Source organism: Aeromonas sp. R7-4 (assembly GCF_040908055.1).
Taxonomy (GTDB): Bacteria; Pseudomonadota; Gammaproteobacteria; order Enterobacterales; family Aeromonadaceae; genus Aeromonas; species Aeromonas sanarellii.
In genome coordinates, this window is the sequence record NZ_JBFODA010000064.1 from 1 (window position 1) to 13218 (window position 13218).

Sequence of the window (13218 nt, forward strand, 5' to 3'; positions counted from 1 at the left end):
TGTTAAAGAGCGACGCAGCTTTTGGCTGCTGCGGGAGTGGCATTCTACTCAACCGCCTTCTCGAGTCAAGCCTTATTTTCACAGGCTTTTCGAGGTCATCGACCGGGTTGTTTGCGTTGCCGTTTGCCGTGTCGATGGAGGCGCATTATAGGGAGCGGATTTGTTCTGGCAAGGGGATTATTGCAAAAAGATGGCACCCACGGTTCGTTCGCTCACTAATGCAGCAATGTGCTGTATTGGCAGCCAATAAGGGTGCCATTCGCTCGCGTTTTATATTTATAGGGGGATACGTGATGTCGACGGATCAAGGTTGTATCGAATTGGCTTTTCAGAACGCCATAACCATGATGATCGGGCTTCCGCCTTCGGGTAACATAGCGCCCCTTTGCGATTACCACACTCTTGGGCTTTGGAGAGTTTAATGCCTTTTGCACTTGGCCAGCGTTGGATCAGTGATACAGAGACGGATCTGGGTTTGGGAACAGTCGTTGCTGTTGAAGGACGCATGGTTACCCTGTTGTTTCCGGCTACCGGTGAAAACCGCATGTATGCCAAAGAAGAGGCGCCGGTGACCCGGGTCAGCTTCAATGTGGGCGATCAGATAGCCAGTCACGAAGACTGGACCATGACGGTCGAAGAAGTGCAGGAGAAAGACGGCCTGCTTATATATGTCGGCACGCGCACCGACACCGATGAGCCTGTCGTCCTCAAGGAAGTGTTTCTCAACAACTTCATCAAGTTCAACAAGCCGCAGGATCGTCTGTTCGCCGGTCAAATCGACCGCATGTCCCGTTTCACCCTGCGTTATGAGGCGCTGGTCAACCAGCACCAGCGTCGTCGCAACCCGACTCGCGGCCTGGCGGGCGGTAAAGTCAGCCTGATCCCGCACCAGCTCTATATCGCTCACGAAGTGGGTCACCGCTACGCCCCGCGCGTGCTGCTGGCCGATGAGGTGGGCCTGGGCAAGACCATAGAAGCGGGCATGATCATCCATCAGCAGCTGCTCTCCGGCCGCGCCCATCGGGTGCTGATCCTACTGCCCGAAACGCTGCAGCATCAGTGGCTGGTCGAGATGCTGCGCCGCTTCAACCTGCACTTCTCCCTGTTTGACGAGGAGCGCTGCATCGAGGCGTTCGCCGATGCGGAGAATCCCTTCGAGACCGAACAGCTGGTGATCTGCAGCCTCGACTTCCTGCGCAAGAAGCGCCGTCGCTTCGAGCAGGTGCTGGAAGCCGAGTGGGATCTGCTGGTCGTCGACGAGGCGCACCATCTGGAGTGGAGCGAGGAGGCGCCGAGCCGTGCCTACGAGATGGTGGAGGCGCTGGCCGAACAGGTGCCTGGCGTGCTGCTGCTCACCGCCACCCCGGATCAGCTGGGCCACCAGAGCCACTTCGCCCGTCTGCGCCTGCTCGACCCGGAGCGCTTCTACGACTACGACGCCTTCCTCGCCGAGGAGCAGGCCTATGGTCAGGTCGCGAGCGCCGCCCAAGAATTGCTGGATGGCGAGACGCTGAGCGATGAAGCCAGACAGATCCTCGCCAGCCAGCTGGAAGGACTGGATCTGAGCGATGCCGCCGCCCGCCAACAGGCGGTCGCCAAGCTGCTGGATCAACACGGCACCGGCCGGGTGCTGTTTCGCAACAGCCGAGCCAACATCCAGGGTTTCCCCGAGCGCCATCTCAACGTCTACCCCATGCCGCTGCCGGAGCAGTACAAGACCGCCATCAAGGTGATGGGCATGATGGGTGGTAATGGCGGTGATCTGCAGACCCGCGCCCTGCGCTACCTCTATCCCGAGAAGATCTTCCAGCAGTTCGAAGGTGACAACGCCAGCTGGACCCAGTTCGACCCGCGCGTCGACTGGCTGCTGGAGCTGCTGCTCGGCGCCCGTCAGCAGAAGGTGCTGGTGATCTGCTCCGAGGCTGCCACCGCCATCGCCCTGGAAGAGGCGCTGCGTACCCGCGAGGGGATCCGCGCCGCCGTGTTCCACGAAGGGATGTCCATCCTCGAGCGGGACAAGGCCTCCGCCTATTTTGCCCAGCAGGAAGGTGGAGCCCAGGTGCTGCTCTGCTCCGAGATCGGTTCCGAGGGTCGCAACTTCCAGTTTGCCAGCCACCTGGTGCTGTTCGATCTGCCCCTCAACCCGGATCTGCTGGAACAGCGCATCGGTCGTCTGGATCGCATCGGTCAGCAGAACACCGTCGAGATCCACGTCCCCTATCTGGAGGGCACCTCCCAGCGCGCCCTGCTGCTCTGGTATCACGACGGTCTGGATGCGTTCGAGCAGACCTGCCCGACCGCCCGCCCGGTATTCGAGGCAGTGCGTGACGAGCTGTTCGAGCTGCTGGCCGCCAACACCGGCGATCAAGCGCCCCTCGAAGCGCTGCTGACCCGCACCCGCGAGCTACACGAGCCGCTCAAGGCCAGGCTGGAACAGGGTCGCGATCGCCTGCTGGAGATCCACTCCTGCGGAGGAACCGCCGCCCAGCAACTGGTCGAGAAGCTCGCTGCCGAAGACGACGACACCGCCATGATCTCCTTCGCCCTCAAGATGTTCGACGAGATCGGCGTCAACCAGGACGATCGCGGCGAGAATGCCCTGGTGCTGACACCGGGGGATCACATGCTGGTACCGAGCTTCCCGGGGCTGCCCCAGGACGGCATGACCATCACCTTCGATCGCCCCACCGCCCTGTCGCGGGACGACATGGCGCTGCTCTCCTGGGATCACCCCATGATGCGCGGCGGTATCGACCTCATCCTGGGATCCGAGATCGGTGCCACCTCGGTGGCCCTGCTCAAGAACAAGGCGCTGCCGGTCGGTTCCATCCTGCTGGAGCTCATCTTCGTCGCCGAGTCCGCGGCTCATCCCCAGCTTTACCGCTTCATGCCGCCGACCCCGATCCGGCTGCTGATGGACAAGAGCGGCAACAACCTGGGCGACAAGGTGGCTTTCGATGCCTTCAACCGCCAGTTGACGCCGGTCAATCGTCACCTCGGCAGCAAGCTAGTCACCGCATCCCAGCCGGTGATCCACGGCCTCATCGGCCAGGGTCAGGCTATTGCCGAAGGGCTGAAGGCCGGGATTGTCGACAAGGCCCGTGCCCAGATGACGCAGACCCTGCAGCAGGATCTCGATCGTCTGGAGGCGCTCAAGGCGGTCAATCCGAATGTGCGCGACAGCGAGCTGGATTATCTGCGCAATCTGCAGGCAGAATTGCACCACCTGATCGACCAGACCCAGCTCAAGCTGGATGCCATCCGCTTTATCGTGGTTACCCATAACTGATAAAACGGTGCTGGCATCATCTGGTTGCTAACGACTAGATCCAACTCAAGCTGGATGCCATGCACTTTTATCGTGGTTACCCATAACTGATAAAACTGTGAAGGCATCGTCTGGTTGATAACGACCAGACCCAACGCGAGTTGGATGCCATGCACTTTTTATCGTGGTTACCCATAACTGATAAAACTGTTAAGGCATCGTCTGGTTGATAACGACCAGACCCAACGCGAGTTGGATGCCATGCACTTTATTATCGTGGTTACCCATAACTGATGGGGGCTTGCCCCCGCTTTGACCAAAGATGCGAGACGCTATGTTTGAATACTCACCGCCCCTGGAACCCTGGCTCGATATCCTGTTCAAGGACAAGGACATCATGGTGGTCAACAAGCCCACCGGCCTGCTGAGCGTCCCCGGGCGCGGCCCCGAGAATGAAGACAGCGTCCTGCATCGGGTCAAGCAGCAGCACCCCAAGGCGGCGGCAGCCCATCGTCTCGATATGGCGACCACAGGCGTGCTGGTGATCCCCCTCAACCCCAACTCCCACCGTGAGCTGAGCCGGCAATTCCGCGAGCGGGAAACCGAGAAGCACTACCTCGCCTGGGTGTGGGGCGAGCCGGAGCCGGATTCGGGTGAAGTGGATCTGCCGCTTTGCGTCGACTGGCCCAACCGGCCGAAACAGAAGGTGGACTTCGAGGAGGGGCGTCATGCCCTGACTCTGTGGCAGAAGCTGAAGGTGGAGAGCGGCAACAGCCTGATCAAGCTGACCCCGATTACCGGTCGCTCCCATCAGCTGCGGGTGCACATGCTGGAACTGGGTCACCCCATCCTGGGGGACAACCTCTACGCCCACCCGGATGCACTGGCGGCGGCCCCCCATCTCTATCTCCATGCGGCCAGTCTGACCATCAGCCACCCCCGCAGCGGCGAGCGGATGACCTTCGAGGCGCCGGCTCCCTTCCCGGTCTGAACATCGACCGACTCAGGGAAATCGTCTGGTAAAGCCCAATAAAAAAAGAAAGCCCCCATCGAGAGATGGGGGCTTTTTCGTTCAGATCAGACGCGAATGTCGATCCTGCTTCCGAGGGAAGCGCTGGCCGATGTCGGCACTGCCGGTGCGGATTGCGCTGCCGTTTCCAGCAGTTTCAGTGCGGATTCGCCCTCCTGGGTCTGCTGCTTCTTGGCCAGGCTGGCCACCATCAGAGCAGAACCGAACGACGCATTTGCAGAGCTAGAAATATCCATTGTGTACCTCCTGCCAAGAGACTATCGGCCGGGCCCGGTGAGACATGAGCCATATCGCTCAGCGCAGATATGCCTTGTCCGGCGAGCGCCGGGCCAGCCAGCGCTCCTCCATCTCCAGCAAGGTCTGATAGGCCTTTTCAGCATGCTCCGGGCGGCTGAACAGATAACCTTGGCCGTACAGGTGGATGTCGGTCAGGGAGCGCAGCACGTCGAGCTGACCCTGGGTCTCGATCCCTTCACACACCAGCTTCTTGCCCAGCATGGAGCCCATCCGGCAGATGTTGGCCACCAACTCGGCCGCCTCGATGGAGGTATCGATGCCCTGGATGAAGGATCTGTCTATCTTCACCTTGCTCACCGGCAGCTTCTGCAGGTAGCTGAGGGAGGAGTAGCCAGTTCCGAAGTCGTCCAGCGCCAAGTGCACCCCCTGCTGGCTGAGGTCCTGCATCAACTGCAGGGAGTTCTTCACCTCGCGCATGGTGGTGTCTTCCGTCACCTCCAGCACCAGGCTGGCGGCGGGGATGTGGTGTTCCATCAGGGCCCGGGCCACCAGCTTCAGCAGGTTGCGCTGGTACATGCCGGGAGAGATGTTGACGCACATCTGCAGATCCACCAGCCCCAAGTGCTGCCACTGATGGAGCTGCTCGCACGCCGTTTTCAGGATCCAGCTCCCCAGCTTCTCGGCCAGTTGGAACTCCTCCGCCACCTGGATCACCTCGTTGGGGGGGATGAAGCCCAGTTCGGGGTGGCGCCAGCGCAGCAGCGCCTCGACGGCCTCGCAGCGTCCGCTCTCCAGATTGACGATAGGCTGGTAATAGAGCTCGAGGGCATTGTGCTCGAGCGCCATCACCATATCGGAGGCCAGGTGCTTGCGTCTGGCCGTCTCGTTGAGCAGCGAGCTGTCGTAAATGACGTAGGGGACATGGGTCTTGCGACTGTGGGACAGGGCCTGCTCCGCCCGGCTCAGCAGCTCCTGGGTCTGGTTGCTGTCCGTGGGGAAGAAGGCGATGCCTATGCCCACCTCCAGCCGGAAGGGATAGTTGTCGATGATGATGTCTTGCTTGATGGAGTGGAGCACTCTGGCCACGAGCTCCCTGACCTGGCGCAGATCGCTTCCCTCCCGTTGCAGCATGGCAAGCTGATCGCCCCCGAGACGCGCCACCCACTCGCCGTTCTCGCACAGGGCTCGCAGCCGCTTCGCCAGCTCTTGCAGCAGGATGTCGCCGGTGTTGTAGCCGAACTTGCTGTTGATGTCCCGAAAATCGTTGATATCGACCAGCACCAGACCGAAGGAGGTATCGCGGGTGACATAGGATTCCATCTTCTCCAGCAGGGCCAGCCGATTCGGCAATCCGGTCAGTGCGTCGACCCGGGCCGTCCGGAAATGGCGCCTCGCCTCCCGCACCAGCAGACCGCTGAGCAGAATGACGGAGATCACCAGGCCCAGCACCATGAACAACAACGCATCGCGCAGCTGGCCAAAGCGCTTGTCGTTGCCCGAATAGACGTTGATGTTCTTCTGCATCATGGAGGCAAGAGAGTAGGAGAGCGGCTCCTGCAAGGGCGCAAGGGTCATCATGATCTGCTGGTAGTCCGGCGTCCCCGGCTTCAACCTGGTCAGCTCAGGCTCCAGCTTGCGGATGCTGCTCTCGGTCAGCTGCACCAGCCGCAGCGTCTTCGGATTGTCCCCCAGGCTCTTGCGCAGTTGCCCGCCCAGCAGAATGGGAGTTCGGCTCCACAGGATGTCATAGCGCAGCAGCAGGGACTCGTGATCGAGTCCGCCATAGTGGTAAATCTCGACGGCATTGAGAAATCGGCCCAGCTCCAGCTGCAGCTGCATCAGGGCCCAGGAGACGTCATAGGTGTACTTTTCCATCACCCGGGTCGCATTCTGTATCTGCACCAGGCAATACAGAGTGCTACCCGTGAACAACAGAATGGATAGATAAAGAACGCCGAGTAAGGGCCAGGCCCTGGTCTTCGCTTTCACCCATGACTCCCGTAAACCACCGTCTCTACTGCTGAATATCGATCGCACTCAGTTGCCAGATCATCATGTCTGTGAACTCGGAACGCTTGAGTTCGGGATGCTGATCCAGTGGCAGGATAAACCAGAGTGGCCCCTTGTCACGTACCCGCATGGTCACCCCGTCGTCCTGCCAGGCCAGGATGGGATCGTATTGCCTGACCTTATCCCAGTTGATCCGTATCTGGAAACTGTTCAGGGCGGTGAGCGTGATGCTCTTGCCATTGGCCTTCACGGCCGTCAATACATCCGCCAACCTGGGCCCCACGTACTTGTGCGGCTTGTCCACCCAGGGATTGCTCGTCACTATCTCGTGCTGTGGCAGCGCCTGGATCATCGCCATGTCGAACAGCACCTCCCCATCCGCCGGGTTGGAGGGATCCAGGTTCCCCGTCACCTTGAGGATCACCGGCCCCTGCGGGGCGGCCAGGGTCACGCCAGGCACGACAAGGGCGAAGAGTAACGGCAACAGACCTAAATATCGCATGTTCACCTCAATCATTTCACTATCGATAACTTCAGCTTAGTAGCACTAAAAAAAACGGCCCGCAAAAGCGAGCCGTTTGATAACTATGGCAGGCAGGATTACATCATACCCATGCCACCCATGCCACCCATATCAGGCATGGCAGGGGCATCTTTCTTCGGCAGCTCGGAGATCATGCACTCTGTGGTGATCATCAGGCCGGCCACGGAAGAGGCGAACTGCAGGGCGGAACGGGTGACCTTGGTCGGATCCAGGATACCCATGGCCAGCATGTCGCCATACTGTTCGGTGTAGGCGTTGTAGCCGAAGTTGCCTTCGCCGTTCTTCACGGCATTGGCGATGACGGAGGCTTCCTCACCGGCGTTGATGACGATCTGACGCAGCGGGGCTTCCATGGCGCGCAGGGCGACCTTGATACCCACGTTCTGGTCTTCGTTGTCACCGCGCAGGGAGGCCAGCTTGGCGGCAACGCGCACCAGCGCCACACCACCACCGGCAACCACACCCTCTTCAACGGCGGCACGGGTCGCGTGCAGGGCATCGTCGACACGGGCTTTCTTCTCTTTCATCTCGACTTCGGTGGCGGCACCCACCTTGATCACGGCAACACCGCCGGCCAGCTTGGCCACGCGCTCTTGCAGCTTCTCGCGATCGTAGTCGGAAGAGGTCTCTTCGATCTGCTGACGGATCTGGGCCACGCGGCTCTCGATCAGGGCGGCATCACCCACGCCATCGATGATGGTGGTGTTCTCTTTGGTGATGACGATGCGCTTGGCACGGCCCAGGTCTTCCAGGGTCGCTTTTTCCAGCTCCATGCCCACTTCTTCGGAGATCACGGTACCGCCGGTCAGGATGGCGATATCCTGCAGCATGGCCTTGCGACGATCGCCAAAGCCCGGTGCCTTGACGGCGGCCACTTTCACGATGCCACGCATGGTGTTGACCACCAGGGTCGCCAGCGCTTCGCCTTCCACGTCTTCGGCCACGATGATCAGCGGTTTGCCCGCCTTGGCCACGCCTTCCAGCACCGGCAGCATTTCGCGGATGTTGGAGACCTTCTTGTCCACCAGCAGGATGAAGGGGTCATCCAGCTCGACGGCACCGGTTTCCGGCTTGTTGACGAAGTAGGGGGAGAGGTAGCCGCGGTCGAACTGCATGCCTTCAACGACTGCCAGCTCATCTTCCAGACCCTGGCCATCTTCGACGGTGATGACGCCGTCACGGCCGACCTTGTCCATGGCTTCGGCGATCAGGGCGCCCACCTTCTCGTCGGAGTTGGCGGAGATGGTCCCGACCTGGGCGATGGCGTTGTTGTCGGCACAAGGGGTGGACAGCGCCTGCAGCTCGGCGACGGCGGCGGTCACGGCCTTGTCGATGCCGCGCTTCAGATCCATGGGGTTCATGCCGGCGGCAACGGCCTTCAGGCCTTCGTTGACGATGGCCTGAGCCAGTACGGTGGCGGTAGTGGTACCATCACCGGCGGCATCGTTGGCCTTGGAAGCGACTTCCTTGACCATCTGGGCGCCCATGTTCTGGAACTTGTCTTCCAGTTCGATTTCGCGGGCAACGGAGACGCCATCCTTGGTGATTGTCGGGGCGCCGAAGGACTTGTCCAGTACCACGTTGCGGCCTTTCGGGCCCAGGGTCACCTTGACGGCATCGGCCAGGATGTTCACGCCTTCCAGCATCTTGATGCGGGCTTCGTTGCCAAACTTAACTTCTTTAGCTGCCATGTTCTTCAATCCTTAAATCAATTCGGGAAAAGGGGAGTGATTACTCTTCGACAATCGCCAGGATGTCGGTCTCGGACAGGATCAGCACGTCCTGGCCATCCAGCTTCTCGGTCTTCACGCCGTAGCCTTCGTTGAAGATCACCTTGTCACCCACCTTGACGGCGAGGGCCTTGACATCCCCATTGTCCAGAATTCGACCAGTCCCCACGGCAAGAACTTCACCACGGGTGGACTTCTGGGCCGCAGTGCCAGTCAAGACGATACCGCCAGCGGATTTGGCTTCAGCTTCGATGCGCTTGATGATGACGCGGTCGTGCAGTGGACGAATTTTCATCGATAACTCTCCCAAAATGAGTCTCTGTGTTGCTTGAGGAATGGCCGCAGTCGGCCAAATTTGTTATGCCCCTGATCTGGGGCAATCTGGTTAGCCCTTCAAGGGCAAATACAAAAAAAATATTTTCACGTACTATGAACGCCTTTGATTGATCACCCACCCCCAATCAGATTGATCACCCACCCCCAATCAGGAAGGCGGATGGACACGGCCAGCATTCAGGCCCAAAGCACATAGAGACATTGCCTTGAGCCGACCCAATCCCATGCTGATCGCCCCCATGACGCCAGTGCTGCTGCGCATGACGGGCCCCATGATCCTCGGCATCGTTGCCATCCTCGCCTTCAACCTGGTCGATACCTTCTTCATCGGCATGCTGGGCACCCAAGCGCTCGCCGCCATCAGCTTCACCTTCCCGGTTACCTTCGTGGTCACCTCCCTGACCATGGGGCTGGGGGCGGGCCTGTGCGCCCTGCTCGGCCATGCCCTGGGCCAGGGCCGCCACGACGAGGCGGCCCGCATCACCACAGACTGCCTGTTCCTCGCCGTCGTGCTGGTGACCCTGCTCGCCCTGCTGGGGGCGCTGACCATTACCCCGCTGTTCAGCCTGCTGGGGGCCAGTGCCGAGCTCATCTCCCTCATCCACGACTACATGCTGATCTGGTACCTGACCGTCCCCCTGCTGGTCGTGCCCATGGTCGGCAATGCCGCCCTCCGGACCACGGGGGACACCAAGACCCCCAGCCTGGTGATGGGGGTGGCCGGCCTGGTCAACGGCGTGCTGGATCCCCTGCTCATTTTCGGGCCCGGCCCTTTCCCCGAATGGGGCATACGGGGGGCCGCCATCGCCACCTCCCTCTCCTGGTTGATGGCCATGCTGGTCAGCCTCCATCTGCTGCGCAAGCGGGAGAAGCTGCTGACCTGGCGCCTCTCCCCCCGCCCTCAACTGCTGGCCCACTGGCGGGCCCTGCTGCACGTGGCGGTGCCGGCCTCCTTCACCAACATGCTCAATCCCCTGGCCAACGCCGTGCTGATGGTGATCTTCGCCGGCCTGGGCACCGAGGTGGTGGCCGCCTACGGCGCGGCATCCCGGGTCGAGGCCCTGCTGCTGATCGTGATGATGGCGCTCTCCTCCGTGCTGGCCCCCTTCGTCTCGCAGAACTGCGGGGCGGGCAATCCGGCCCGTGCCAAGGCGGCCCTGCTACTCTGCATGCGCTTCGCCCTGCTGTTCCAGCTCGGAGTCTACGGCCTCGTCTGGCTGCTGGCCCCCACCATCGCCGAGCTGTTCAGCGATCATCCGCAAGTCGTGCGCCTCATCGTGCTCTATCTGCATCTGGTACCCATCGGCTACGGTTTTCAGGGCATGGTGATGCTGCTGGCCTCGGCGCTCAACGGGGTCAGGGCCTCCACTGTGTCACTGCTGATCAACGGCATCAGGCTGTTTGGCTTCCTGCTGCCAGGGGCCTGGCTGGGGGCAAGGCTGGGGGGAGAACAGGGGATCTATCTGGGGATACTGCTGGCGAACCTGGCGGCGGGCCTGTTGGCCTGGGGCTATGCCCACCGCCGGTTCGAGCGACTGTGTCATCAGGGGGCGCCCTGAGGTGACGCTGTGGAGGGAGGCTTACTCCTTGCGCTCGAACTCCCCTTCGATGGTGTTGCCGCCGCGCGGGGGCTGTCCGGGTCTGTCATCCCCTGGCACCGGCTCGAACGGCTGCTGGCGGGTCTGGAAGCCCCCCATCTGCATCCTGAACTGGTTGCTGCCGATCAGCTTGTCGGCCAGGCGGTTGCGCAGCCAGGGCTGCAACAGCAGTATGCCGAAGAAGTCGGTCACGAAGCCCGGGATGATCAGCAAGAGGCCGGCCAGCGCCAGCATCATGCCGCCCATCACCTCGCGGCCCGGCATCTCCCCCTGCTGCATCTTCTGCTGGGCGCTGAACAGGGTCTTGATCCCCTCGCTGCGCACCAGGGAGGAGCCCAGCACTGCGGTCAGCACCAGCAAGCCCACGGTCGGCAAGGCGCCGATCACGGACCCCACCTCGATCATCACGGTGAGCTCCAGCAATACCAGGCCAACCAACAACAGTAACAACTTGCCCATAGCAACCTCAGTGCAATGAATGAATGGCCCCGAACGGGATGCCGTCGGCGGAGCAGGGCTCCTGTGGGGGCAGCGGAACGGGTCTCCTGACATCAAAGTGGGGACATCTGGCCATTTTTCAAGCCCGTCCCGCCTCACCGCCCGGGATCCGGAAAAATATTTGCCTTGCCAACTGGGATCGAAATGATTGTTCTGTCACAGTTAATCGCTCGATTGCAATATCTGTTTAATGACCACAAGAAATTTGGGGTCGCCTCAAATTTAGTGATCCAGGTCTAATACCAGATACCCCGATTGAGGTAAGATCAACACCAGTCATTGCACAGGGAGCACGGGCTCCCAACTGCCCCACCCGATGTGTGGTGCTTCAGGATGAAATGTGCGTAGGGAAATCGCGACCACTCGGTGAGGATCGTTTCCATTTATCTGATTTCTGAGGCATTACAATGAGTGACATCAAGAACGTCCGCATTGAAGAAGACCTGCTGGGCACCAAAGAAGTTTCCAACGACCTCTATTACGGAGTGCACACCCTGCGCGCCGTCGAGAACTTCAAGATCAGCACTCAGAAGATTTCTGACGTTCCCGAATTCGTCCGTGGCATGGTCCTGACCAAGAAGGCCGCTGCGCTGGCCAACGGTGAGCTGGGGACCATTCGTCCCGAGATCGCCGACAAGATCATCGAAGCCTGCGACCTGATGCTGAACACCGGCAAATGCTTCGACCAGTTCCCGGTCGACGTCTACCAGGGCGGCGCCGGCACCTCCGTCAACATGAACACCAACGAGGTGCTTGCCAACATCGCCCTCGAGCTGATGGGGCTGGAGAAGGGCCGCTACGACGTCATCAACCCGAACGATCACGTCAACAAGTGCCAGTCCACCAACGATGCTTACCCCACTGGTTTCCGCGTGGCCGTGGTCAACAGCACAGACACCACCCTGCACGCTCTGGAAGCGCTGATCGCCGCCTTCGACGTCAAGGCCAAGGAGTTCAAGAGCATCCTGAAGATGGGCCGCACCCAGCTGCAGGACGCCGTGCCCATGACCCTGGGCCAGGAGTTCCACGCCTTCGCCGTCACCCTGCGCGAGGAGATCAAGTCCATCAAGCGCTGCCAGGAGCTGCTGCTGGAAGTGAACCTGGGCGCCACCGCCATCGGTACCGGTCTGAACACCCCGCCCGAGTACTCCGCCCTGGCCATCAAGCGCCTGGCCGAGATCACCGGTCGTGCCTACGTCCCGGCCGAGGATCTGATCGAGGCGACCTCCGACTGCGGCGCCTATGTGATGCTGCACGGCGCCATCAAGCGCATGGCCATGAAGCTCTCCAAGATCTGTAACGACCTGCGTCTGCTCTCCTCCGGTCCGCGCACCGCGCTCAAAGAGATCAACCTGCCGGAAATGCAGGCCGGTTCCTCCATCATGCCGGCCAAGGTCAACCCGGTCATTCCGGAAGTGGTCAACCAGTCCTGCTTCAAGGTATTCGGCAACGACGTCACCATCACCTTCGCCGCCGAAGCCGGTCAGCTGCAGCTGAACGTCATGGAGCCGGTCATTGGTCAGGCCATGTTCGAATCCCTGAGCCTGATGGAAAAAGCCTGTATCTCCCTGCGCGAGAAGTGCGTGGAAGGGATCACCGCCAACCCGGAAATCTGCATGAACCACGTGCTGAACTCCATCGGCATCGTGACCTACCTGAACCCCTTCATCGGCCACCATGAAGGGGACATCGTCGGCAAGATCTGCGCCCAGACCGGCAAGAACGTCCGCGAAGTCGTGCTGGAACGCGGCCTGCTGACCGCCGAACAGCTGGACGAGATCCTCTCCATCGAGAACCTGATGAACCCGCAATACAAGGCCAAGCGTTACACCCGCGAAGCCACCGTATAAGCGAGCAGATGGGCCGGGGTCATCCCGGCCCATAGAGTCAATTCCCGAGCGGCCTCCTGCAAGCCCCATCGGGAATTGGCTTTTCAGCCCAATAAAACCTAAAAAAACTGGAAAATG

The 13218-nt window shown here is 60.7% G+C and carries 11 protein-coding genes; 5 read left to right on the forward strand and 6 right to left on the reverse strand.

All coding sequences use genetic code 11. The features are described 5' to 3' along the window. The 3 genes from AB5Y72_RS17625 to rluA all read left to right on the forward strand — a co-directional run. Positions 1 to 422 (forward strand): hypothetical protein (locus AB5Y72_RS17625; RefSeq protein ID WP_368199340.1); only part of this gene is annotated, 422 nt, incomplete at its 5' end. After that, a complete protein-coding gene (gene rapA / locus AB5Y72_RS17630) occupies positions 422 to 3289 on the forward strand; it encodes an RNA polymerase-associated protein RapA (protein ID WP_325783206.1) in 2868 nt (955 codons plus the stop codon). The genes AB5Y72_RS17625 and rapA, both read left to right, overlap by 1 nt. Before the next feature lie 313 nt (positions 3290 to 3602). Next, positions 3603 to 4259: a bifunctional tRNA pseudouridine(32) synthase/23S rRNA pseudouridine(746) synthase RluA gene (gene rluA, locus AB5Y72_RS17635; RefSeq protein ID WP_325783207.1), complete on the forward strand. Its 657-nt coding sequence runs from the start codon at positions 3603 to 3605 to the stop codon at positions 4257 to 4259. Positions 4260 to 4345: 86 nt separating this feature from the next. Here the strand turns inward: rluA and AB5Y72_RS17640 are convergent, their stop codons facing one another. The 5 genes from AB5Y72_RS17640 to AB5Y72_RS17660 form a co-directional block, all read right to left on the reverse strand. Next, positions 4346 to 4534: a hypothetical protein gene (locus AB5Y72_RS17640; RefSeq protein WP_042079250.1), complete on the reverse strand. Its 189-nt coding sequence runs from the start codon at positions 4532 to 4534 to the stop codon at positions 4346 to 4348. Positions 4535 to 4592: 58 nt separating this feature from the next. Further along, entirely contained in the window at positions 4593 to 6524 is a 1932-nt protein-coding gene (locus tag AB5Y72_RS17645; RefSeq protein ID WP_368199342.1) for a putative bifunctional diguanylate cyclase/phosphodiesterase, read from the reverse strand. 25 nt (positions 6525 to 6549) lie between these two features. Further along, a complete protein-coding gene (locus AB5Y72_RS17650; protein ID WP_216991650.1) occupies positions 6550 to 7047 on the reverse strand; it encodes a molybdopterin-binding oxidoreductase in 498 nt (165 codons plus the stop codon). Between the two features lie 98 nt (positions 7048 to 7145). Then, positions 7146 to 8780: a chaperonin GroEL gene (gene groL / locus AB5Y72_RS17655; RefSeq protein WP_042079252.1), complete on the reverse strand. Its 1635-nt coding sequence runs from the start codon at positions 8778 to 8780 to the stop codon at positions 7146 to 7148. Between the two features lie 40 nt (positions 8781 to 8820). Beyond that, positions 8821 to 9114, reverse strand: a complete 294-nt coding sequence (locus AB5Y72_RS17660; protein WP_005309514.1) for a co-chaperone GroES — start codon at positions 9112 to 9114, stop codon at positions 8821 to 8823. A 265-nt stretch (positions 9115 to 9379) separates the two neighbouring features. Between AB5Y72_RS17660 and AB5Y72_RS17665 the strand changes: the two genes are divergently transcribed. Beyond that, positions 9380 to 10714, forward strand: coding sequence for an MATE family efflux transporter (locus AB5Y72_RS17665; RefSeq protein ID WP_325783265.1), 1335 nt, complete (start codon positions 9380 to 9382; stop codon positions 10712 to 10714). A gap of 21 nt (positions 10715 to 10735) precedes the next feature. Here the strand turns inward: AB5Y72_RS17665 and AB5Y72_RS17670 are convergent, their stop codons facing one another. Next, positions 10736 to 11212: an FxsA family protein gene (locus AB5Y72_RS17670; RefSeq protein WP_143238095.1), complete on the reverse strand. Its 477-nt coding sequence runs from the start codon at positions 11210 to 11212 to the stop codon at positions 10736 to 10738. 446 nt (positions 11213 to 11658) lie between these two features. Here AB5Y72_RS17670 and aspA point away from each other — a divergent pair, with 446 nt between their 5' ends. Then, a complete protein-coding gene (gene aspA, locus AB5Y72_RS17675; RefSeq protein ID WP_042079255.1) occupies positions 11659 to 13101 on the forward strand; it encodes an aspartate ammonia-lyase in 1443 nt (480 codons plus the stop codon). Positions 13102 to 13218: the final 117 nt, after the last annotated feature.